17 protein-coding genes and 1 pseudogene are annotated in these 25,604 nt (G+C 36.5%); 4 read left to right on the top strand and 14 right to left on the bottom strand.

All coding sequences use genetic code 11. From position 1 onward, the window contains the following. Positions 1-26: 26 nt before the first annotated feature. The 3 genes from LQZ75_RS02870 to LQZ75_RS02880 all read right to left on the bottom strand — a co-directional run bounded on the left by LQZ75_RS02870 (position 27) and on the right by LQZ75_RS02880 (position 3,829). Positions 27-407, bottom strand: coding sequence for a rhodanese-like domain-containing protein (locus LQZ75_RS02870; protein ID WP_230096341.1), 381 nt, complete (start codon positions 405-407; stop codon positions 27-29). 132 nt (positions 408-539) lie between these two features. Further along, positions 540-1,505 carry an ROK family glucokinase gene (locus LQZ75_RS02875; protein WP_230096342.1) on the bottom strand — a complete coding sequence of 322 codons (966 nt, stop codon included), beginning with the start codon at positions 1,503-1,505 and terminating at the stop codon, positions 540-542. A gap of 164 nt (positions 1,506-1,669) precedes the next feature. Beyond that, positions 1,670-3,829: a copper-translocating P-type ATPase gene (locus LQZ75_RS02880; RefSeq protein WP_230096343.1), complete on the bottom strand. Its 2,160-nt coding sequence runs from the start codon at positions 3,827-3,829 to the stop codon at positions 1,670-1,672. Positions 3,830-4,433: 604 nt separating this feature from the next. On the opposite strand from LQZ75_RS02880, the gene LQZ75_RS02885 reads away from it, so the two are divergent. The 3 genes from LQZ75_RS02885 to LQZ75_RS02895 are packed head-to-tail and all read left to right on the top strand — an operon-like array spanning position 4,434 to position 7,270. After that, positions 4,434-5,729, top strand: a complete 1,296-nt coding sequence (locus LQZ75_RS02885) for a bacteriocin-associated integral membrane family protein (protein WP_230096344.1) — start codon at positions 4,434-4,436, stop codon at positions 5,727-5,729. Positions 5,730-5,753: 24 nt separating this feature from the next. Continuing rightward, a complete protein-coding gene (locus LQZ75_RS02890; RefSeq protein WP_230096345.1) occupies positions 5,754-6,596 on the top strand; it encodes a bacteriocin-associated integral membrane family protein in 843 nt (280 codons plus the stop codon). Between the two features lie 2 nt (positions 6,597-6,598). Beyond that, complete coding sequence (locus LQZ75_RS02895; RefSeq protein WP_230096346.1) at positions 6,599-7,270, top strand: putative bacteriocin export ABC transporter; 672 nt, start codon at positions 6,599-6,601, stop codon at positions 7,268-7,270. Positions 7,271-7,621: 351 nt separating this feature from the next. On the opposite strand, the gene LQZ75_RS02900 is transcribed toward LQZ75_RS02895, so the two are convergent. The 11 genes from LQZ75_RS02900 to secA2 all read right to left on the bottom strand — a co-directional run bounded on the left by LQZ75_RS02900 (position 7,622) and on the right by secA2 (position 21,802). Then, on the bottom strand, positions 7,622-8,038 hold the full coding sequence (locus LQZ75_RS02900; RefSeq protein WP_230096347.1) for a GNAT family N-acetyltransferase: 417 nt from the start codon (positions 8,036-8,038) through the stop codon (positions 7,622-7,624). 35 nt (positions 8,039-8,073) lie between these two features. Continuing rightward, positions 8,074-9,216, bottom strand: a complete 1,143-nt coding sequence (locus LQZ75_RS02905) for a DUF3114 domain-containing protein (protein ID WP_230096348.1) — start codon at positions 9,214-9,216, stop codon at positions 8,074-8,076. Positions 9,217-9,379: 163 nt separating this feature from the next. Then, a complete protein-coding gene (locus LQZ75_RS02910; RefSeq protein ID WP_354002015.1) occupies positions 9,380-10,144 on the bottom strand; it encodes a helix-turn-helix domain-containing protein in 765 nt (254 codons plus the stop codon). 375 nt (positions 10,145-10,519) lie between these two features. Continuing rightward, on the bottom strand, positions 10,520-11,509 hold the full coding sequence (locus tag LQZ75_RS02915) for a helix-turn-helix domain-containing protein (protein ID WP_230096349.1): 990 nt from the start codon (positions 11,507-11,509) through the stop codon (positions 10,520-10,522). Between the two features lie 218 nt (positions 11,510-11,727). Further along, positions 11,728-12,582 (bottom strand): hypothetical protein, encoded by an 855-nt coding sequence (locus LQZ75_RS02920; protein ID WP_230096350.1) that lies wholly within the window; start codon positions 12,580-12,582, stop codon positions 11,728-11,730. Beyond that, entirely contained in the window at positions 12,572-14,014 is a 1,443-nt protein-coding gene (locus tag LQZ75_RS02925; RefSeq protein WP_230096351.1) for a glycosyltransferase, read from the bottom strand. Before LQZ75_RS02925 ends, LQZ75_RS02920 begins: the two co-directional genes overlap by 11 nt. 26 nt (positions 14,015-14,040) lie before the next feature. Further along, positions 14,041-14,943 (bottom strand): accessory Sec system protein Asp3, encoded by a 903-nt coding sequence (asp3, locus tag LQZ75_RS02930; protein WP_230096352.1) that lies wholly within the window; start codon positions 14,941-14,943, stop codon positions 14,041-14,043. Further along, on the bottom strand, positions 14,943-16,565 hold the full coding sequence (asp2, locus tag LQZ75_RS02935; protein ID WP_230096353.1) for an accessory Sec system protein Asp2: 1,623 nt from the start codon (positions 16,563-16,565) through the stop codon (positions 14,943-14,945). Before asp2 ends, asp3 begins: the two co-directional genes overlap by 1 nt. Next, positions 16,555-18,180: an accessory Sec system protein Asp1 gene (asp1, locus tag LQZ75_RS02940; protein ID WP_230096354.1), complete on the bottom strand. Its 1,626-nt coding sequence runs from the start codon at positions 18,178-18,180 to the stop codon at positions 16,555-16,557. The genes asp2 and asp1 overlap by 11 nt, the downstream gene beginning before the upstream one ends. 29 nt (positions 18,181-18,209) lie before the next feature. After that, the gene (locus LQZ75_RS02945) at positions 18,210-19,418 is read right to left on the bottom strand and encodes an accessory Sec system protein translocase subunit SecY2 (RefSeq protein ID WP_230096355.1); all 1,209 of its coding nucleotides are present in this window, start codon (positions 19,416-19,418) and stop codon (positions 18,210-18,212) included. Between the two features lie 11 nt (positions 19,419-19,429). Continuing rightward, entirely contained in the window at positions 19,430-21,802 is a 2,373-nt protein-coding gene (gene secA2, locus LQZ75_RS02950) for an accessory Sec system translocase SecA2 (RefSeq protein WP_230096356.1), read from the bottom strand. A 476-nt stretch (positions 21,803-22,278) separates the two neighbouring features. Between secA2 and LQZ75_RS09800 the strand changes: the two are divergent. Further along, a pseudogene (locus tag LQZ75_RS09800) lies at positions 22,279-25,604 on the top strand (hypothetical protein); the annotation flags it as partial.

Here is a 25,604-nt window from a genome sequence, read left to right on the forward strand (position 1 = left end):
CAACTGACAAAACGCCCTTCTAAACATTAATGCTTAGATGCTTTTTTACCATGCCAACCTGTGAAACCACCTTTAAGAATGTATACTTCAGTATAACCTTCTTTATGTAATTTTACTGCTGCACGAGTTGAAAGCCGTGTGGTTGTATCGTAAAGTAAAACTGGTCGATCTTTACGTAAAGCAGCCAAACTTTGCGCAAACATTTGATAAGAAATGTTTCGTGAACCCATAATGTGGGCGTTACGATAATCAGCGCTTTCACGCAAATCGATTACCTGACCATTCGAAATTAACTCACCAAATTGTGCTTCATCTACATATTTAGCCGCGCGGCGACCAACTACATACCAGTATACATAATATACAACAAACAAAATAATGATAATACTCAACAATAAGTTTAACATCTATCTATAAGTTCCTCTCAAAAAAATATCAATAAAACTATTATACCAATAATTATACCTTTACAACATGTTTCTTGAAAATAAAAAAGCTGCCTAAGAAAATTTCTTTGGCAGCTTTATCTTTAATAATTATTAGTTACGGGCAAGTGATGCGGCTCCAATAACACCGGCATCATTTCCAAGTTCAGCAAGTTTAACCTTTGTTGAAGTCCGAACAGTTGCAAATGCAAATTGTTTGAAGTTTTCTTCAATGCGGTTACGTAAGAATTCACCTGCAGCTGAAACACCACCACCGATAACAACTGATGAAGGGTTCAAGATGTTTGAAATGTTTGCTGAAGCAAAACCTAAGTAGTAAGCAACCTTGTTAACTACTTCATTAGCTAAGAAATCGCCATCTTTAGCTAAGTCAAAAACGATTTTTGAAGTAACTTCATCACCGTTATCAACTAATGCTTTAAGTTGAGACTTACCAGCATATTGTTCTGCAAAGTCATGTGCCAAGTGAACAACCCCAGTAGCTGAAGCGTATTGTTCAAGACAACCGTGGTTTCCACAAGTACACAAGTAACCATTAGGTTCAACGATCATGTGACCAACTTCACCACCAGCACCGGCAACCCCGTGAATTAATTCACCGTTAGCAATTAAACCACCACCAACACCTGTTCCAAGTGTAATGAATGCAACGTCTTGAGCATTGTTACCAGCACCACGCCATTGTTCACCTAATCCAGCAACGTTAGCATCGTTATCGATTGTCAATGGTAAACCTGTACCAGCTTCGATGTCTGATTTAACGTTTTGTACCTTTTCAGCACTCCAGTTCAAGTTGAACGCACCTGAAACAGTACCGTTTTCACGGTTTACTGTTCCGGGAGTTCCCATACCAATACCAATAATTCGTTCTTTATCTAATTGGTAAAGGTCAAGGTGGTGGTTAATTGAGTCAACAATATCAGGAACGATGTGAGAACCATCTTCCAATACGTTTGTTTTAACACTCCACTTTTGTTGAATTTCACCTTCAGCAGTTAAAATTGCGAACTTGATGGTTGTACCACCAAGGTCCACACCAATGAGTTTGTCTTTAGCCATAATCTAAACTTTTCCTTCTCTGTAAATAAAAATGCTTATACGAAAATTGAAATTTTCAATACTCTCATTATCGCATGGATGAAAGCGCTTTTTCAAGTTATTTTCATAAAAAAACTTTTTTATCGTAATGTATTAATTAATTATACTTCGCTATAACTTAGTTACTAGCGCTTATTTTTGATCTTCAAATTCGTCGCATTAATGATAATGCCGACCGTTACCGCCGTTGTTAAAATCGCTGCAATAACAGGATTTAAGATGATGCCAAACGGCTTCAATACTCCGGCAGCAACAATTAAAGCAATGATATTATAAATCGTTAACCACCGTAAATTTTGACGCATTTTAGTGTTACTTGCTTTAGCCAACTCTAACAGCGTCAAGATATCGGCCGGGTTGGAGTTTACTAAGACAACATCCGCAGTATCAATGGCAATATCTGTCCCAGCACCAATGGCAATTCCTAAGTCTGCTTGTACTAGCGCCGGACTATCATTGACCCCATCCCCAATCATCATGACCGCGCCTTTTTGCTGATATTCACGGACAATCCGGGCTTTATCATCCGGTTTCAATTGCGCTTGGACATCTGTAATTTCTAAACTCTTAGCCACTCGTTTAGCCATTACAGGGTTATCACCGGTTAACATAACGGGGATAATACCTCTTTTTTTGAGCTCGCGGACAAACTTAATTGCATCGACTTTAATTCCGTCCCCTTGTGCTACAATCCCAACGACTTTTTGAGTTGTTACTAAGAAACTCACTGAATTGCCAGCATCGGCTAACTTATCAAAATAATCCTGATCAAACGGAACATTATTTTCACGTAAATAATCAATTGAAACTAAAGCGAACCGTTGATTATTAATTACCCCATCAACCCCAACACCTGGGACACTTTCAATTTCTGAACCATTCATTAAGCCTACTTGCTTGGCTTTAGCTAAGGCAATAATTCCTTGCGCCAATGGATGGGTTGAACCATCTTCTAACGTCGCCATAATCGCTAAAATATCTGAATCACTATATTCTGAGGAAACGGACTTCAACGTGCGAATTTTAAAATTCCCTTCTGTTAAGGTTCCCGTTTTATCCATCAAGGCATACTTAATTTTGTTAACCTTTTCCAGTGGCGCCCGTTGTTGAATTAATAAGCCGCGCTTAGCCGCTAAACTTGTCAGCCGGGCTGTGACAACTGGCACAGCTAACCCAAGCGCATGCGGACAAGCAATCACTAACACCGTCACAGCAATTGGTAAGGCAACATTAAACCCAGCAATAATTAACCAAACTACAAACGCTAAGATACTCGTCATAATCGCCAAATAAAACAATCGTTTGGCTACCTTATCAGCTAACGTTTCCGTAGTTGTATTTTGAACTTGGGCTTGTGTAACCATCGCTTGCACCCGAGTAAGAAATCTATCATCATGCGCCTTGGTGATCTTAATGGTGATTTCACCAGTGTTGTTAGTTGATCCGCCAAGAACATAGTCATCGACTTGCTTAATAACTTGTGTCGCTTCGCCGGTTAACATGGCTTCATCAGTCGTTGTTTCACCAGCAATTATGATTCCATCAGCCGGAATTTTTTCAGCTGCTCGGACCACAACATGATCTCCCACTTGTAACTCAGCAATTGCCACATCGGTTGTGGTTTTCTGATTATCGATTCGGTGAGCTACTTTAGGCAATAACGCATCAAAGGTATCGATAACGGAATCAGCTTTCATCAACGCCTTGGTTTCGATAATTAGCCCCACGAGCATAATATCAATCAACGATACTAAGCCCCAGAAAAAGTCCGTAAGCCCACTAGCTGGATGTAGATAGTTCATCACCGTCGCATAAACACTGTACCCATATGCGGTCAAACTTGCCAAAGTTACTAAAAGCATCGTAGCTGGTTTCTTATTTTTCAATTCATACCAAGCGCCTTTAAAAAATGGCCCCCCACTGTATAAAAAGACAACCGTTGCCAATGCTAAGACAACCCATGCCTGATGGGGGATATTTTTTAGCGTGAATGGCAATGTCATCCCCATTACCTTAGATAATAAAATGACGGGAATTGTTAAAATAATTGCGACCGCTAATTTTAGCTTTAAGTTACGATACTTTTGCATCGTCCCTTTCATTATTGGTGGCTGCGTTTCTGACATAGTTGCCTCGCCAGTTGGTGTTTCGCTTATTTGTGAATGTCCCCTTTCACGCTGGTCGTCAGCACTTCCTAGCTCATCCGTTACTGCTACCGGCTTATCACGTTTTAAATCATTAATTAACTGTTTCATTTGCTCATCAGTTAATTTATTTTTGGCCATGGTTTTGTCCTCCAAAATTCCCTCATTAATTTATTTTACTGACAAAAGCACGTCCGACTAGCAATCACAGCTAGTTTACAATTGTAGTTTATCATTATATTTTAGCGAATTAATGCTTGTTCGTAAACTAGCAATAGCATACATATATCGCCATAAAACGCTGATTTACTATGGTGTTCTCACTTATAAGATTACTGGCTGTTCTAATTTACGAACCCATTCATATATTGTTGCTGAACCTTTTATCTGCTATTTACGCATTAGCTGTGAAATTGGAAGATCATTTTGGCACTCAAAACTTGCGGATAATTTTATTTTTTTAAGAAAAATACAAAAGAAAACTCCCTCGATTCGATTTACTCCAATTCGAGGTGGTATATGTATTCGTTTTTAATAATCAGGCTTAGAAAAAATGTTGCTAGTTATTTACGCAAAAAAATCTTATGTTATAATCAATTTAGTTTATAAAAAATATATTTATTTATAAACTAATCTAAACTAATCTAAACTAATTTAAACTAATTAGATGTGATCAACATATATTATACTAAGGAGCGCATGCATGAAATTATTATTGGTGGATTGTTTAAGAATGTAAAATACTATGAAAATAATAAAATATATTGGTATTATCGTCGCAAGTTTAGCTTTATGTATTGCGGCGGTTTTATTTATACAGTTCAATGAATCGCAAAACTGGTCAGTCAATGGTGATCAATATAATACACCTAAACAAACCATTTATTTAAATACTAATGATGATCCAAAAATTCAAAAAAAAGTTATTAATGCAATTGGGGAAGTTACCCAACAATATCATTTGGGTGTGATGCGCATTGATGATCAGGTTAATCAAGCAGGCACCTATTTAATTGGAGTATATGATCCGGGGAACCAGATTAAATTTACTGATGAACATAATGACCTTGTAAATTCTGGCTTTGCAACGTTGGATACTCAATTAAAGTGGTCAACTCAAAGACTCGATACCAATCATAAAACGTTGTTTAACTTATTGAGAAATAGCAATGTTACGGTTGTATCAATTAAATCATTGTTAAATCACACGCAAACAGTAAATGGCACATATCAATTTTTGGGTAGCAATCATATTGTTTATCAAAATGTATTGCATGATATAGCTAGCAAGAGTGGTATATCAGAAAAAAATTTAACAACACAACATGCATTTAAAAAACACAGCATTTCGATGTACTTTAATTTAACCCTATTACTAGTGTCATTGATGTTTATTGTTATTATTATTACTAGCCTCTTTTCTATCTATCATAGTAGTGAAGCTATTGGGATTAAAAAAATGATGGGCTACTCTACTTGGTCAATTATTGGCATTGATTTGGGTAATATTTTCTTGGTTATATTGTTATCTATAATGTTTGAAATCAGTGTTATTAATTGCCTTTTAGGTCCAGTTTTAATATCCGTGTATCCAACTATGTTATTATTCCAATGTCCATTAGTTGGAGTTGTTATTTTGAGTCTTTTATTCCAATACATAATTGTAAGACGTCAAAAATTAGCGGCGTTTATCAAAGGGCAAATTAAGGCGACATTTATGCTTGTAACTATTTTTATGGTATTTACTCTGGTAACTGTGATTACAGCCTACACCCTGAAAGTAGTTGATTATCAGGCCTCTCAATTGTATCTGAATAACAAAAAAATAGATAACTGGCATAATAAAGAGCGCTATCAAGTTCTTTCAGAAATTAGCACGGGAAATGATTCGGCTAGTTTTACTTTCCAATCTAGTAAGTTAGCACAAGACTTAAAAAGTTTCTATGGTAAAATAGCGAATAAACCTGGTGTCTTATGGGCATCATCAACCTGGTTTTATAACGATCATCAACAGCGGGCAGATTTGTATAATTTTTGGTGACTACCTAATATTTCAACTTTTGCTTTGTTACAATTGTCTCCATCTGGGGTTAGCCAACAGAATCTGACCTATGAGTATGGGCATTCCATTACTACCCAAAATAACGATGAACATCGGTATTATCTATTACCGAAAAAAGATAAGCAGAATGAAAAATTCAAACAATTTTTCGAATATTATCCAATTTTAGGAAGCTCTGTTGACCCTAAAAACTCACAAGCGGTCAATAAATTTTTAGCAAATCAACATATTAAGATACTCTATTATAATACACCCAAGCAGTTTGAATCATGGGATGATAGTAATAGTACACCTTTAAAGCAGCCAGTAATTGAAGTAATTACAAGTAAAAATATGACAAACATTGATGCTACTAATATGATGGTAATTGGTTTAGAAAATCCATTGCGGCTAACTAAAAACGTTATTCAAACGAAAGCGTTTCAAGAAGCCCTTAATTCATCAAATCTAGCTGATAATCACCTCGTCTTTAGTAGCATAAAAGATACGCTTTCATTTAATCAGGCAATCTTTTATAAGTCACTGTCCGTTGGTGCTGCCTTTTTGTTAATTTTTGTGATTATTATTTGCTACAATATCATTACACTCAATGAAATTTGGCAAATAGCAAATAAGAAAAAAATTACGGTAAAGCGCTTTTTGGGTTATAAAGATCAACACAAGTATCTTAATTTGTATCTCATACTGAGTTGTTTGAACTTATTAATTATCTTAGTGGGTTTAGCTGTGAAATCGATATTTTTAGTGACGGGCTTCTTATTTATATGGGCACTAGAGATTTTATTACTCAAGCAGTGTATTAAAAGATTAAAAAACCAACCAATTAACCAAATTATGAAAGAATAAATATGAAAATAGAATTAAAAAGTATTGATAAGGCCTATCAAAAGAGAACCGTTATTAAAAACTTTAATCTGACCGTACAAGATGGGCAATTTATTGCCATCGTTGGTCCATCAGGATCTGGTAAATCAACACTTCTTAATATACTAGGGTTGTTTGAATCACCAGATAACGGAGTGTACTTGATAAATGGACAACCAGCACCAAAAATAAATTCAGCCGCTAGCAACAAATTTATCAGACAAAATATTAACTATCTCTTTCAGAATTTTGCGCTGATAGAAGATATGTCGGTCTATAAAAACTTGGAAATGGCATTGAAATATGTTCCTGGTACCAAGAATCAAAAGCGCAAACAAATTCAGGAAGCCCTTGAAAAAGTGAACATGAATAAGCGTGAAGATGATTTAGTAGCTACTTTATCAGGTGGTGAACAGCAGCGAATATCAGTTGCGAGAGCTATTTTAAAGCCGGGAGACCTCATTTTAGCTGATGAACCCACGGCTTCTCTAGATGAAATGAATCGTGATATTGTCTTTAACCTTCTTACTAGTCTCAATCAACATGGAAAGACCATCATTGTGGTTACCCACGATCAATCGATTGCTGAAAAAATTCCGACGATTATTAAAATTGGTTCTAAGTCAACTGGTACTGACGAGCCTAAAATTGAATAAATCAGTTTATTCGATTAAACGACTAGCTCGAGATTCGAGCTAGTCGTTTTTTTGCAATTCATATTAAAAAACGGATTTTTAAATACCACGTCGAACTTTCACTATTTAACAAAGAGCTATCCCTGAAATTAAATCAACCCATCAACATGTCAAGAGTCATCTAAAAAAGGGCCCTAAATCTTTTACGATGTAAGGTCCAAAAACTCAATATCAACATCATTTGACAAAGATCCAAAAAAGCCGCCCTGAAGAACAATTCTTCAAGGCGACTTCTGCCATCTTTCAAAGATAGCGGACTTCTAGAACGAGTTATGTCACAGCCTTAATTCGCTAGCTTAGCATTACCTACTACTATTGGTGATAGCGTAATAACCAGTACGGTTCATTTGCGGTATTTTCGACCACTTTAGACCAACCTAATTGTTCATAGAATTGTAACGCCTTTATATTTTGGCTTAAGCACTTTAATTCAAAGACCCCTTCGTCAGTTTGCAAAGCCGCCTTGAGTAGTTGCGTACCAATGCCACCACCTTGAAAAATAGGATCCACAAATAACAGATGAATAAAGCGGGTCGGTTGATAGATTGATATAAATCCTTGGACCGTCTGACCATCAGTAGCGACTAAAATCAATTCATCTTGGGTATCGTGTTCAAAATCTTGCATGGTGAATTTATTATTTTTTGGTTCATCAAATGCTTTCCGCCGGGCATTAAGATATATTTGTGCAAGTCTAGCACTATCAGCCCTATGCATTACTCTAATCATCCATTACTACCTTCTAAATCTAGCGTCTATTAGCGTTATTCATTTTCATTACGATAAAAGCGATTAAACCCATATACTCGTTGCAATTCCAATTGGCGGCATTCTTTGACATAATCTTGATACGTAGCGAGGCGACTATCTTCCGGGATTATTTGCCACGCTAAAAAATCAGCATGCCCACCAATATTGACGATATCAATATAGCGCCCACCACGATTGTAGTCTTTTTCATAATGCCAATACCGCGTTGCTTTACGTCGTAACAGCGGATCGGCTGGGTGCTCAATATCCAGATTACGGTGACTACGATGACCCGGATTTCCATAATTAAACGATTCAGTATTTGCGACTTGTTCAAGCTCTGCTGGCGTATAATGCGCGGGATTACTATCAACCGTCCCATCTGGAAGCAAACGATAAACGTTCCATTCACTTATGAATTCACCTGTACTTAAATCAACAATAAATTCGGCCATCTTACTGTGTTCTGATACTTGAACCTTCATATTTTTAGGAAATGTAAAGACTTTATGATATCGATTATGAAAATTGGCCCCCGTTTGATAATCAAGTCCCAACCCCCATTCCTGGGCATATGAGCGGAGTTTATCATAATCAGTTACGCCCTGTTGGTGTTGACGTACATACGCAATGCATTGCCGATCAATATAGCTTCTAAAGGCATGCATTTGATACGCTAATTCAGCTATATCGGTATTAGATTCCGCATAACTAACTAACGTATGCCATGGAAAGGCCGTCTGCATCGTTTGTCGCAAAACACTTAAAAATAAACTAGTCGGTGCTAAATTGGGATAAATTTTATAAGATCCACTTAATTGCAAAAAATCATATTCATCACGTTGCGCATTTAACTGTTTAAGGACAAGTTGTAATTTTTGGCGGGCGGACAAATGACTGGCCGAAAACATTTTAGTATATACGGGTGAACCCACTAAGATTGTCATCGTGTCCACCAATGCTTGTTGGCGTTGCTGTTGTTCTGGTGTTTTCACAAGCTCAATTGCATCTTTAAGATAGCGACAATATGCTTTAATCGCAGCTGTATCCCAACCGGCTGCTTGTAAGCGCGCAACTGTTGCTTCAGTTACCCTGATTGATTTAGGCATTCCTAACTGGTGTCGTTCTCGCCACATATGTAGCCAACGTCTTCTCATCATCATCCCCCCTTTATCTTGTACTTAAAATGCTGGCGCTATTTCCTTAATTGTACCAAATTTACTAGCATCTATTTAACTAGGGGCTTGCTATATGAACATTCCTAAATAAAAAGGCGAGCATCGAGCTGCCCGCCTTTGATAATAGCTATTTAAATCTCACTTAATCGTTATCCAACCACTGATTAATCTCAAATATTTCTAATCTTTGAATGCGTCTCTGAAATTTTTGTAATGATTCAGGATTTTCTTGACTCATCCATACAGCGACCATCGCTGTTACGGTAGCAACAAAGTACTCTAACGTTAAACTATCTGTTTTTCGGATTTCAAACTTTTCTAAAATAATTCGCTTATAGCGATTCGTGATAAATTTGACCCAGATACTATTAATATAAGGCCTTGTATATACTAAGTTCAACACTAAATGTTTTTCATATAATACTGGTGCTAAACCATATATAAAAATCTTTTTAAGACTTTTATTTTTACTAATCTCTTGTTCAAAGACACCAACAATATTCTTATCCATGCGATTAATAAACGCATACACTAAATCATCAAAAGTGGCGAAATGTTGTTCAAGTTCAACTTGACTGATGTTGGCAATTTGTGCAATTTTAGCAAAACTAGGACTTTGACTAACTGAGTCAACCATACTTTGCTCAAATGCATCTAAAATACAATCCTTTTCTACTGCTACTTTGCTTTTTGTCGTCGTTGCAAAAAAATAATCAACCGACAAATTGTACTTCGCAATAATGGTAAACATCATTTCAGCACTTGGTTCACTTATCCCCCGTTCCCATTTTGACACCAATTGATATGAGACAAATAAATCTTCCGCTAATTCACGCTGTGTTAAACGATTTACTTTGCGTAATAACTTAATCCGTTCCCCAATATTAATTGTTCTATTCCTCCTAATACCCGATTACATATCACAAAAAAATATATATGCAATAACATTTATCATGTTAAAACTAACTTATTTGTTTATACAATCTTTATGCATAAATTGGTATTATTATTGATGTTGATAAGTTACCTATATCGATATAATTTAAATTTCTCTCTTTAAATTTAAATTAAACCACTAAACCTTATATTATATATCAACTTATCTATCTGGCTTTATCGGATGTGGGGGAATGAAAGATCATTTTAATTAATTTAAAAAGACCTTTTGGCACATCTTTGTTAAAGTAAATTCGGGGGGATTTACTTTAAACTTAAAATATTAAACACAAAAAGGCTGGAAGAAATCTCTTCCAGCCTTTTTAACTTGATTACCATCGACAATTTAAACTAATAAACGCCCAGCATATAATGCCCCTTCCGCAAACAATTGATTCCAATAATCAAATTCAAAGGAAGATAATAGTAATTCATTATTTTGAATTATTTGTCTTGAACCAAGAATTAATTCTTCTTGGATGTTTCGATGACTAAAGTTCTGTAAATACTGTAGTAAGTTATTAACTAACGACACATCGAATTTATCAGCCCCTGTATGCATCAGTGCAACTTTGAGTTCTTCTAAAGTTTTCTTAGCTGACAATAAATCATCGGCAAAATATTGTAAAATTGCAACATCAAACCAAATTCCAAAAACAATTTTTAAATCAGTTGTATGGTTGCTCTTTAATTGTTGTTTGATCCAGCTCATTACCAACATATAATTCGCACTTCGTCCATATCCATCTTTAAGGTCCAAAGTAAAATCGACATACACTAAATATAAAATGACATCGAATAACGAAAATAACTCTACCTTTGCAAAATAGCTTTCTAAGCGTTCTTGCTCAACATTCTTTACATTATTACTACCTTTATATTCCAATGCATAATAACAAAGAATTAAGCGATATAAGTCATCTTGTTCCCCTAGTTTACTTTGTTTCATTAATTCTTGTTCTAATATGTGATTTCGCCCTTGCTTAGCCAACTTACTATTAGTACCTGGATAAACGGTGACTAATAGTGTATCTAAAAATTCCTCTGTATGCGGAACTAATAGTGTTAAGAACTCAGAATTAGTAAGGCCGATAATTTTTTTGATTCCTAGCACGAATTCCAACGGTAAATCAGTTTCGTATTGTAACCAACGATAATAGCGTGAGCGAGAAAGATTTAAAACTTTCTCGAATTTTTGCACTTTGATACCTTTGGCTTTACGAATCTTTTCGATTTCCTCCCGTTGAATTCCAACTGCCGTCACACCTGTTTCTGGAACTTCAAGTGTGGGACAGCGCTCGAATACAAGTCGACTTAAACCCAGCAAAGGTTTCATATAAATCACCCCCTAAAATAACTGTAAAACTGATACAAAGTACTAGATAAAATAATTACTCCAACGATTATTGAAACAACTATTTGGACTTTGTTTCTTTTGCGCTCGGTTTTATCAAAAACTTCCTCACGCTCTTTATTAAATCGATTTACGATATCATGATCTAAATTTGATTTCATCGCTATATCCACCACCCTTTGGATACTTTATTAACCTTATTATTTGCTAATAATTATTTTGTCATGTGCAATATCCTTCGGAATCTTATTCGCCATTTCTTCGCTCATAACGACGTGTTGCACATACTTAATTTGATTAGTCAAAATTTGAGATAAATTACCTTTGAGATGACCTGTCTCATCCAATGGATCTTCATTCAAATATAAGGTGTTGTCTGATGTTGTTTGTTCTAACGCAATTAACTCAATCCCCATATAATTAATCCCAATTGTATCCTTAGGACCAACTAATTTAGCTAACTGTGCAACATAAAACTCAGCATTGTTATTATATTCTGCTTCAAACTGCTTCGTTTTTGCATTATAAACGCGAATATAATTTAAGTTACCTTCATAGAAAAAGTAACGTACGACGGCAAATTGATTTTCATCATAGAAGTCAATTTCTTGAATTTCGTTTCTTGTATAGAATAAATTACTATATAAGAAACCATCATTTGTATATTCTTCGATATAGTCTGTGTCACCACTTGCCGTTAAGTAACGAACTTCTTTAACAATCCGACGCGTGTTAGGATATGTTGAGACTTGCGCCACGGTAACCCCATCGTTAATTGCTGAAATAGAACCATCCCGATTCATCGTAATTGAAGCTAAGTCAATTTTAGGAAAATCATTAAAGAAATAACCTTCCTTAGTAGAATTGTACTTTACCCGACCAGTTAATTGATCAATTAAGCTCGTCACTGGAATATTTTCTTGTTCCTGAATTAACCCGATACTTGGGGATGGTGCAAGCATCAAAGCCGTCCCATTATTGGCTGTGATTCTTTTTTTACTATCTGCCCAAATTTTGTTACCTGTATAAATAATGTTTAAAAGTTCATAGTTCATCAATCAAAGCCCCCCATTTTTTGGCCAATACACTATCTTTGTATTCAGAAACTGAACGACGAGCATTTCGAACTAGGCTCGTATAATTAGTCGCTAACATCCGTTCCCCTGCAGCAGCCAACTCGTCAACTGAATAGTTATCATCATCACGTTTAAACTTCGCTAAAAAGCCATTTTCACCATCTTGAATAAGTTCAAGGGCACCAAATCGTGCGTTAAAAGATAAAATTGGTAACGATGCACTTAATGCTTCAATATAAGTTAACCCAAATCCTTCTGAGAAAGATCCTGAGATAAATGCATCATATTGTGGATACACTTCATCAACATGATTTGAGTGTCCCTTAAGTTTGATGTAACTATCTGCTGATAATTCAGCAATCACATCTTCAATTTTCTTTTTAGTTTCCCCTTGACCATAAATATCAAGACTTACTTTGTGACCAGCATCATGTAACTTAGCAATTGCACGCACACATAAATCAATATGTTTTTCTTCTGCTAAACGTGATACACTCACAAATTTGAAAATCCCATTTTTCTTCTTTTGAATTTTGGCCTTAGGCTTCTTATCACGGATTCCCCCCACAGGAATCGCAACAATCTTATCGGTATCTGCTGGAAAATCAACTAGTAAATCATCCCGTTGTAATTTTGTGGCAACGATTACGCGATCGACCTTGTCCATGTTCATTAACATGTATTCGTAGTAGTTATTCCATAGGGGATGCTTAGGATCATCCCGATCTGACAAGTGATCGGCGTGGACTAATTCAACAATCTTGGTACCTAAATCACACATCTTGTATAATGCAACTTCTGATTCTTCACCCCGGTCAATAATGAAGGTATTCTTACCTTCATAGAATGCATTCAATTGTTCAAAGAAAAACTTTTGTAAGGCAACTTCATTTTCAAAATATAAATGTTTTCCTTTGAAATCAAATAAGTGCACATTTTTAATTAAATATTCACGATGGGGTTCATTGTCATATTCAAACATAATCATACGTTTGCCAGTTTCCGCATTAAAAATTTCCACCCGTGAAGTACTTACTAACAACATATTAGTCTTTTTAGGATCTGGAAATTTAACCATGTGTTCGATAATCGTTAAACCAGATGATGTTTGTGTTGTGAACATCCGATTAGTATTGGTACCATCAATTACCATTTCTGAGCTCACTGCTTGTTTATAAAGTGGGCCGTGATCTAAATATTCATCCCCGTAAACAAAGTATTCCCACATATTGATTACTTGGTCATTGCTAAGATTCCATGCATCCATTGCTTCGTGTAATTCACGTACTAATTCAACAAAGACATACCGATATGGTAATCCTGCTTTATCAAATAATTTACCGCGATAAAACTGGGCATGTTCTACCCCAGAATTACCGATTCCCATTGCTCTATTAATAAAGAAATTCATTGTGTTCCCCCCTATTTGCCCACATTTTAGTGGCTTGTTTGTCCGACCTTAGTCTGCTTTGAAATCCAAGAATTTTTGTGCAAACTTATTGCCATTTGATATAACTCGCGTTGCAATCCTGCTGGCTTTTCTAACTTCAACACATTGTCAATTTGCGTTCTGAGCAAGCGTTGAAGTCCCTCCGTTGCAAACGATGACTGATTTTCAAAATCAAGCTGTTCTAACAGCGTGAACGATTGCTCATCATCTGCTAGCACAGTGTGCCACCAAGCCTTAATTCCTTGCAACATTAATAATTGCTCCGAATTATCAAAATCAGCCAGCGTTAAGTTCCAAAATAACTGTGTTTCATCCCCATTATTAACTTGATACACTTCGGTTGCCGTATTTGTTTGTAAGAAAATAACTTTAAGCCGCTTATTAGTACTTAAGTTAGGCTTTACGCTAATAAATCCAAATTCATTATTAACGGTAATCTTGGTTGCACTGGCCAATGTTTCATCCATTAATAACAAGTTTTTGAAAACTAATTTTTCATGACCAATATTCATGATGCTTATTTCATAATGTGTCGCAGCATCGGGATAGATGAACGTACCATCTAAATCATCAAAATTAGCATGCTCAATTTGTTGATCATCGGCACCGTAAAACCGAATCATCCAATAAACCCCATTGGCTGGTGTAATCGCGTAATCCATTTTTACAGCATATTCATGTCCATGTCGTAGAATCGGCAACGTTGGAAATGCACGATCACTACTAAAAGCACGTTTTGAATACCATGTCATAATTGCTAAATTAGGTGGCATTAGTGGATTACTAAATTCCACATTATGTTCCAAAAACTTGATTTCTGAACCGTAGTTATAACTATCACCAAAGGCATGTTCCCAATTGACTTTATATACCGGCGTTATCGTCATCATTAGTCGCCCCCTTTTTTCATAATGCGCCCAAATTCATGGGATAAGACAAAATCATAATGTCTAAAGAACGCCGTCACAATTCCCGCAGTATCATCATTGTGCCGCCCAATGAAACCCCGGTGAATAATTTGAATATTGGGATAACGTGCCTTTAATTGTTCATATAATTGCGGAAACGCATTTAAATCGTAATCATCGTTTTCCATATAAGATATGAAGAACTTGGTTTGTTGCAACATTCCTTCATTAAATTTAGTCCAAAAACGTTCATTTAATTTTTGGGCGGCTGCCTGATTAACTTCTCCAACCGTATTCATTAATACATCCAAGGCAGTTGGAAAGCCTTCTGGTCGGTTAATGCGCTCGTTAAGTGCCACATCCCCAATATTGACCAAGGGCTTACCAACAATCACGGCGGCTGGTCTAATATCGGCTGCATAATATAACGATGCAAACGTCCCCATTGATAAACCACTCATGACGATTTGATTGTGCTTAAAGCCAAGTTTTTGGGCCGTCTTTTTAATAATATCAACAACCTTGTGTTCTAATTCTGGATTCCCCATATAAAAGGCACCACCCTCTAATCTTGAATCGGCGATTAGTAAAAATGGTGATCCCATACCATGCATCATTCGTTGACCTTCAAAACCTTCCAACGTCCGATAACCGGAAAAATAAACATTTAATGGTGGCTTAAAGTCGCCCGGATTGAAGTAAGTTAAAATCTCACCAGCCACATTTTGCTGGCTATCATCAACACTCGTACCGCCCAAAATCATCTTTCCTTGTCGTAGATGTGATTTCCGAACGTGAATCTGACCAAGTCTAACCGTTCCTTTACCACCTTTGACATAAAGTGCTGTCGCTAAGTAAACAGTCGTTTCACCGCTATAGAAAATGTAGCCCGCAGCTAATTCTTTGTTAGTAACAATTTGCTGATCTATAACCTCAAGCGAGCCTTCACGAATGAGAAATATTTTGAAGTAAACATCATCTAATGATAATTCACCTTCGACATCAACTTCAGGAATAAAGTCCCAATATGAATCTTTTGGTAAATAGTTCGTCATTTTAACGGTGAAGACCTGGTGACCTTTTTGCTTGTTGAAGTCCGCCGTTGCGGTTACTGATATCCGCCCTTGACGCTCAATAAGCCCATTAAATTGATTAGCAACTTCAAGACTATCCGGTGCTAGTCGAAAGCCATTTTGCCGACCAAAAATGACATATTTTAAAACGACTTTGATAGAATTAGCATCTTGAAAATCCACGGGTACAGCTGCGGCTAGTTCCAATAAGGCACTGTATTCAACTGATAAGCGATTACGCTCGTTATAGATAACGGTATGGCGTACTAATTGTTTAAATAAATCTGGTTCATTATTAAATTGTTTAATCTCACCTAACGCAACTGGTACGTCTCGTAACTGCTTGTCTTTTGCCCAACTTTCAAGGAGTTCAGCTAATTTTGCTTCGTTATTTGAAGCATCCTGATTATCTGAACTAGTAAATATGTCATTGGTAGCAAAATATTGATAACTAGTTGGGTCAAATTTACTAAATTCAGCTTCATTGTCCCCTAAACAAATAACTTTAATTTTTGATTCCTTATCGTCCATCCCCAACTTCCTTCCACTTTGCAGTTAGTTCAGCATCCCCGTACGCATTCCCCAATTGAACATCATAAACCAAGGTGTCATTCCACACATTTAGTTGATAAATGTAAATTGCTAAGTAATGTGCTAGTTGTTTTAGTGTTTGAATAATTTCCCCATTATGCTGTTGGTGTAAAAATTCAATCTTCTTGGCAACTAATAACGGAATTCCCGTTTCAATCGTTTGGATAACTGGATATAGATCTGGATTGTCATTCAAATCAGCATAAACCCGTGCCTTTAAAATTAATTGGTGCCACTTAGCACGATTTAACTGTTTTTCAAATTTAATATTATGCAGCATTTGAACCAATGTAATCATATTGTTGTATCGACTTGGATCCTTTTTTTCAAGCAGCCGAATCTCTTTTAACAATACTGGATTAGGTTCATTCGCTTTTTTGGCTAAGACATACTGTTCAATTAACTCTAAATCTGGATTACCATCGTCAATTGCTAACTTCTGCATCAAGTATTCTTTAACAGTTGCCATCATTAAGACGGTATCAACGGAATTTTCAACGACCATAATCAAGTTTAAATCGGTATCTTTAACGATTAACTCAGTCACGGTCTTAATAATTTTAATTGCGTCCGCCGCCGATTTTTGAATCGCATTTATGACAATATTGGTCTCAACTAAAATATTACTAATCCCTAAATCCAAATTAACAGAGTATGGTGCAATCACTTTAATCTTTTTGAGGTTAATCGGTATCCGTTGTTCCTTAATAAAGTCAGTTAAAACTTGTTTCCCTTCATTTTCAGGTATTACAATAGCTTTGGCTGCGGTTAACAAGCCGGCCATATTTTCATCTACTAATTCCGTTGATAACTTATTAATTAACGTCTGTTCAAGATATGCCACGACTGGATACCGTAAGCTAATGCGTTGTGTGAATTCACTAGGATGTAAATTATCCACCGTTAAGACAAATGGTTCCGCCGTTTTATTAGCATAATTTTCAAAAATCTCTACTAAAACCGCCTGCAAGTTTTGATATTCATGGTGTTTAAAGCGCTGGTAAAACAATGGATAAATCGTCACTTGGTGTGGCGTATCCCCCCCTTGTTTTTCACTCAATACTAATTGCCCATCCTGACTAAAGTAAAAATGTTGTTCATTAGTATGTGGTGTCCCTAATAGATCACGCCGCGATAAGAAACCGCGGTCATCGTAGTAGTCGATGACGTCTTGTTGCCCTGCAACAAAGTACACCACCTTACAAATTATATTGTCATTATATGGAATGATGCGCGCATAAATCTGCTTGTTATAGTAAACATTAATTCCAAACGGCGTATAAATAATGTCAGCATCATCTGGCAATGGTATATCGTTGAATGTGATTGGTTGCCCATCCTTGATGGTTATACCTTGCAAAGCATCATACAATGACCAAACTTTACTGCTACTTAAATCTTGACTTAGTAATTGATATCGTAAGACTGGTGTAAAGTTAGTACTTATTAACTCAAATTGTTCATCATTATTAGTGAACATGTTGGCTAAATTCACCAAATAATCAAAATTAATATCTACCGCATCCCATTTCCATGTGGTCATTAATCGTAACATGGTTCCCCCCTGAACATATTATGCATCTGTTATAACTTAAATATTGAGTAGTGCCGACGATCCCAAATCGTCCGAAATTCTTCAATAAAGTTATCGATAATTGTCACTAAAATAATTACACTACTCATTAAAAATGATAAAGGTCGTACTACTGGAAACCACAATCCGATAATTAATGGCACAATCGTAATCAAAATAAAAAACAGATTCCCAATTGCTGTCATAAATAACAGATGCTTATTTAACAGTTGCTCCGTTACATCGCCTGGTAAATATCCTAAGACGTAATCTCCAGATTCTTTTAAATCCTTAGCAATATCACTTGGCCGGACATTGACATAAGCAAAACAGACTCCCAATAGCACCATTAACATTGTATAAATCAAAATCCCTTGCCAAGTTGAAAATGATACAAATTTGGTTATCAGGGTTGGATCACTATACTGAAATTTTTGCATAATTAAGTATTGTGGAATTGTAAAAATTGTTAGTGCAAACATCAATGGCATTGAACCAGCTGGAAGTACTTTGATTGGAATGTAAGAATTCGCAAAATCATTATCTAAGCCCGTCCGTTGAATATTAATTCTTAACTCAGAACGGTTCAAAAACACCCCTAACCATGCTAAAAATAGAACAATTACCCAACCAATTAGACCAGTCGTAAAACTAACATGCATTTGGCGACCACTAAAGTTGTGTAAAACTTCCGGTAAGCTAAATAGTAGCCCCGGGATAATTAAAATAGTTGCCCCACCAAGTCCTTTTTGGACATTCATATCTGCTAACCATGTAATAAACATCGCTCCAGCAATCAACACGGCCACGTTGACAATTTGAATCCGCCATGTAAGGATATTACCTGCTGGAAATTGAGCGGTCATAGTTTGAAAGGCGAAAAAGCCTTGGAAACATGCAAATATTAACGTTAATATTTTTTGATAAATTCCACGTTTTTTCTCAGACATCCGTTTGTTAAAGTCTTTATCAATAAGTGGTACTAGTTGCCAAATCATTAAAGATGTCATATAAGGTCCAATCCCTAATGCAAAAATTGTTGGCAATGAGATATTCCCCCCCGTAACTAGTGACACAACATAGGCACTAAAGTTACTTTCATATGAACTATCAAATTGATTTGGGTCAACCCCTGGTAAAAGGATATTTTTACCAATTGTAAAAATAACTAAAATAAAAAATGTATATAAACATTTATTAAGTAACTCGTTTTTTTTCATGAAATCCCGCCCTATGGGAAGACAACATCAATTGTGCCGTCTTCTTTGTTAATTAAATCAGCAAGTAATAAATTCCGAAGAATTTGCTTCAAAATTGCTTTCGTCATTAAATCAAATGATTTAATCGCTTCACGCTGATATTCGAAAAATGGATTGTGTTGCCCCCAGTTACGACCACTAACAACACTTTTAAGTTGTTGTAGGTGATCAACTTGTTCAATCCACATCGTATCGAGCGCTTTAAGAATAACTAGCCGTTCATAGTACATTCGTTGGCCTTCATCTTCAATTGAAGCTAACTTATCAGCAACCGCATCTTGCAAACTTACCTTAAAGGCCTGATAAAACTCTGATGAACGATGCTTATTCAACATGCCCTGCATTGCTCTTGGAATTTGGAATCCATAAGCGACATTATTGTAATAAAAATCCGATAGTTCTTCTTCTGTTAAGGTTTTTTTAGTAATCATTTCTAAGCTGACACTTAAAATAGCTTGATCAATCACCGTGCCATATTCAACTGCGTCAATAACTTTATTACGCGTTTTATACAAAATATCCCGCTGACTTTTCAAAACTTGATCGTATTCTAACGTCTGAAACCGTTCCATGATTTCTTGGTTTTTTTGGACATTTTGGGCCTTTGTCACCGCTTTTAGTGCAATGCGGCTAGTAGAAAGTTCCTCATTGGCTTTATTGGTTCCACTCAACTTCTTTGTTAAATTACGCCGGAAACGATTAATTCGTTTACCCCCGTTTTCCAGAACTAATTTATCTTCAAGTGAAACATAGAAAACACTTTCACCGACACTCCCTTGCCGACCACTTCGACCACGTAATTGATTATCAACCCGGGCATTCGCCATCCGTTCAGTCCCAATCACTAATAAACCACCCAGTTCTTCAACCCCATCACCAAGTTTAATATCAGTTCCCCGACCAGCCATTGATGTAGCAACTGTGATTGCATTTTTTTGACCAGCAAGTTGAATAATACTTGCTTCCTTGGCAACACTCATCGCATTAAGTAAAGTATGTGACAAGCCTTCTCGCAATAAAATACGTGAATACAATTCAGACATTGAAACTGAACCAGTTTCAATTAGAATTGGTCTACCAATCGCATGGGCTTCCTTAACGGCATCCAATGAAGCAAAAATTTTGGCTTCATTACTTAAATAGACTTTATCTGGATGATCAATCCGGGCAATTGGTTTATGCGTTGGTATCTTAATAACATCTAACCCGTACGTTTCAAAAAACTCATGCTTATCGGTACTAGCTGTCCCCGTCATACCAGAGAGATGGGCAAACATCCTAAATAAGTTTTGGTAAGTTACTGAGGCCATCGCCCGTGTTTCTAAGCTAACTTCAATATGTTCTTTAGCTTCGATTGCTTGGTGTAATCCGGCTTGTAGTTTGGTTCCCCCTAACTTACGGCCATTAACTTTATCTAATAAAATAAGTTGACCACCCTCAACGACATAGTCACGATTCAAAAGGAATAAGTAATTTGCCCGTAGAGCTAGTAACAAATGGCGATAAACACTCGTCCATTCTTCTTCTAAAAGACCGGTTATTCCTAATTTCTCTTCAATATGTTCAATTCCGGTTGTCGTAAACCAGATGCGCTTCAAATCATCAGATTGTTCAAAATCAATATCCTTTTTTAAACTTTGAATCATCCGATCACTGGAAGTATATAAATTGGATTGCACACGTGGTGCTCCAGAAATCAACAATGGTGTTTGTGCCATATCTAATAGCACCGCATCGATTTCATCAATCAAGGCAAAATTAAATTTTTTAATGTATTGTTCATCAGTATTTGACGCTAAATTATCAAATAAGTAATCAAATCCTAATGCACTATTTGTGGTATAAACAATATCTGCTTGATAAATTTTTTCTTTATCCCGGGCAGATTCCTCAAATTCACTTGTTGCAACCCCAACTTCAATGGTTAAACCGAGCCATAAATACACCCGTCCAATATCTTTACCGTCACGTTGTGCTAAGTATGTATTTGATGTAATCAAAAAATTACCTGGTCCTGTCAATCCATACAGATACATAGGCATCGTTGCTGTAAGTGTTTTTCCTTCTCCCGTTTTCATCTCAGCAACATTATTAAAGTACAATGCTACTGCCCCCAGAACTTGATTAAAAAAAGGTTTCATTCCTAATACACGGTAATCTGCTTCACGAATTGTAGCAAATGCAGGTACAAGTAAATCATCTAATTTCGTTCCGTTCATAAGTTTATTTCTTAATATTACGGTTTGTTCTTTTAATTCAGTATCGCTCATTTCTTGATAACGATTCTCTTGATCAATCACTTTTTGCGCAATCGAAAAATAATACTTCTCCCTATTTGTTTTCATACTTCCCCCAAAGATGAATATTAAATATGCATAACTAATATATTAATTGTAAACGAATAATACTTATTAGCATATATTTTATAACAATACTTATTATTTATCCATTTTAATTTCCTAAAACAAACTTAATAAAGCATAATTTTAAATTATACTAAAACAAGCCTTTCATGTTTTTTATTTTACACGATTACAATTTATATTAACAATTTTTAGTATCGTTTTTGATAATTTTTAATTACATTCAATCAAATCAATTGAAACAACAACCGTGATCTTTAATAATTTAAAAATAAAATGTCATTATTTATCATTTAAATCCACTCAATATACAGCAAAAGACGACCAACAAATATTTGTTGGTCGTCTTTTTGACTACACTAGTTCATTTAGAGTATTAACCTACTATACGTTAGGTTTTAGTTTTAAATGCACTATTTTATTCAGTTACAACCGATTACTTAGTTTCACGATTCTTTTTGAAGAATTTAGCTAAACCGTATAATCCCAAGGCATTCAATGCAAGCCCTGCACCAGTTAATGCTGCATTATCTGAGGCTGATTCATCAGTCTTAGGTAAAACATTCTTAGTATTTTCAGAATTTGAAGTGCTTGTTGACATTGAAGCACTCGTTGAAGCTGAATTTACTGTTGATGTTGAGGCACTTGCCGAATTGCTTGCTGATGTTGACGCTGAAGTACTTGTTGAGGCTGAATTTGCCTTTGAAGTGCTTGCTGAGTCAGATGCTGAAGTACTTGTTGAGGCTGAATTTGCCTTTGAAGTGCTTGCTGATGTTGACGCTGAAGTGCTTGCTGAGTCAGATGCTGAAGTACTTGTTGAGGCTGAGTTTGCCTTTGAAGTGCTTGCTGATGTTGACGCTGAAGTGCTTGCTGAGTCAGATGCTGAAGTACTTGTTGAGGCTGAGTTTGCCTTTGAAGTGCTTGCTGATGTTGACGCTGAAGTGCTTGCTGAGTCAGATGCTGAAGTACTTGTTGAGACTGAGTTTGCCTTTGAAGTGCTTGCTGATGTTGACGCTGAAGTACTTGTTGAGGCTGAGTTTGCCTTTGAAGTGCTTGCTGAGTCAGACGCTGAAGTACTTGTTGAGTCAGACGCTGAAGTACTTGTTGAGGCTGAGTTTGCCTTTGAAGTGCTTGCTGAGTCAGACGCTGAAGTACTTGTTGAGGCTGAATTTGCCTTTGAAGTGCTTGCTGAGTCAGATGCTGAAGCGCTTGTTGATGCTGATGTTGATTCTGAACCAGATACTGAAGTGCTTGTTGAAGTTGACTTAGCTTCTGAAGCGCTTGTTGATTCTGATGTTGAATCGACTGTTGATGTTGATTCTGAGTCAGATACTGAAGTGCTCATTGAAGTTGACTTCACTGTTGATGCACTAAGTGATGCTGATTCTGATGTACTTGCTGACTCTGAGGCGGCCTTTGAAGTACTTACTGATTCTGAATCAGATGTTGATGCACTTGTTGATTCTGAATTCATCGCAGCTTTTGAAGTACTTTCTGATGCAGCTTCTGATCCTGATGTTGATGCACTTGTTGAGGCGCTTGTCTTTTCAGAATTAGTTGAATCAACTGCTGATGTTGATGCACTTGCTGAATCAGATACTGAAGTTGACTTCACTGTTGATGTTGAAGTACTTGTTGACGCTGATGTTGAATCTGCAGCAGCTTTCGAAGTGCTTTCTGATGCAGCTTCTGATCCTGATGTTGACGCACTTGTTGAGGCGCTTGCCTTTTCAGAATTAGTTGAATCAACTGCTGATGTTGATGCACTTGCTGAATCTGATGCAGATGTTGACTTCACTGTTGATGCTGAAGTACTTGCTGACGCTGATGTTGAATCTGCAGCAGCTTTTGAAGTACTTTCTGATGCAGCTTCTGATCCTGATATTGATGCACTTGTTGATGCACTTGTCTTTTCAGAATTAGTTGAATCTGCAGCTGATGTTGATGCACTTGCTGAATCGACTGTTGATGTTGATTCTGAGTCAGATACTGAAGTGCTTGTTGAAGTTGACTTAGCTTCTGAAGTACTTGTTGATGCTGAATCTACTGTTGATGTTGATTCTGAGTCAGATACTGAAGTGCTCATTGAAGTTGACTTAGCTTCTGAGGCGCTTGTTGATGCTGAATCTGAATCGACTGCTGATGTTGATTCTGAGTCAGATACTGAAGTGCTTGTTGAAGTTGACTTAGCTTCTGAAGCGCTTGTTGATACTGATGCTGAATCTACTGTTGATGTTGATTCTGAATCAGATACTGAAGTACTTGTTGAAGTTGACTTAGCTTCTGAAGCGCTTGTTGATACTGATGTTGAATCTACTGTTGATGTTGATTCTGAGTCAGATACTGAAGTGCTCATTGAAGTTGACTTAGCTTCTGAGGCGCTTGTTGATGCTGAATCTGAATCGACTGCTGATGTTGATTCTGAGTCAGATACTGAAGTGCTTGTTGAAGTTGACTTAGCTTCTGAAGTACTTGTTGATGCTGAATCTGAATCGACTGTTGATGTTGATTCTGAGTCAGATACTGAAGTGCTCATTGAAGTTGACTTAGCTTCTGAAGTACTTGTTGATGCTGAATCTGAATCGACTGTTGATGTTGATTCTGAATCAGATACTGAAGTGCTTGTTGAAGTTGACTTAGCTTCTGAAGTACTTGTTGATGCTGAATCTGAATCGACTGTTGATGTTGATTCTGAATCAGATACTGAAGTGCTCATTGAAGTTGACTTAGCTTCTGAAGTACTTGTTGATGCTGAATCTGAATCGACTGTTGATGTTGATGCTGAATCAGATACTGAAGTACTTGTTGATGTTGACTTAGCTTCTGAAGCGCTTGTTGATGCTGAATCTGAATCCACTGTTGATGTTGATTCTGAGTCAGATACTGAAGTGCTTGTTGAAGTTGACTTAGCTTCTGAAGCGCTTGTTGATACTGATGTTGAATCTACTGTTGATGTTGATTCTGAATCAGATACTGAAGTGCTCATTGAAGTTGACTTAGCTTCTGAAGTACTTGTTGATGCTGAATCTGAATCGACTGTTGATGTTGATTCTGAATCAGATACTGAAGTGCTCATTGAAGTTGACTTAGCTTCTGATGTTGATGTTGAAGCTGAGTCTGAATCGACAATAGATTTTGATGTACTTTCTGATGCGGCTTCTGATCCTGAAATCGAAGCACTTGTTGATGTACTTGCCTTTTCAGAATTAGTTGACTCTACTTCTGATGTTGAAGTACTTGCTGAATCTGATGCAGATGTTGACTTCACTGTTGATTCTGAAGTACTTGTTGATGCTGAGTTTGAATCAACAATAGATTTTGATGTACTTTCTGACGCTACTTCTGAGTTACTTGTTGAGTTAGCTTCTGATGTTGAAACTGACTTTGAAGTACTTTCTGATGCTGCTGATGTTGATGTTGAAGCTGAATCTGATGCAGATGTTGACTTCACTGTTGATTCTGATGTTGATGTTGAAGCTGAGTCTGAATCTACGATAGATTTTGATGTACTTTCTGATGCGGCTTCTGAGTTACTTGTTGAGTTAGCTTCTGATGTTGAAACTGACTTTGAAGTACTTTCTGAGGCTGCTGACGTACTTGTTGAGTTAGCATCTGATGTTGATGCACTCTTTGAAGTGCTTTCTGATGCTGCTGAAGTACTTGTTGAGTTAGCTTCTGATGTTGATGTTGAAGCTGAGTCTGAATCTACGATAGATTTTGATGTACTTTCTGATGCGGCTTCTGAGTTACTTGTTGAGTTAGCTTCTGATGTTGAAACTGACTT

The organism is Periweissella fabaria (assembly GCF_918814575.1).
Classification (GTDB): Bacteria; Bacillota; Bacilli; order Lactobacillales; family Lactobacillaceae; genus Periweissella; species Periweissella fabaria.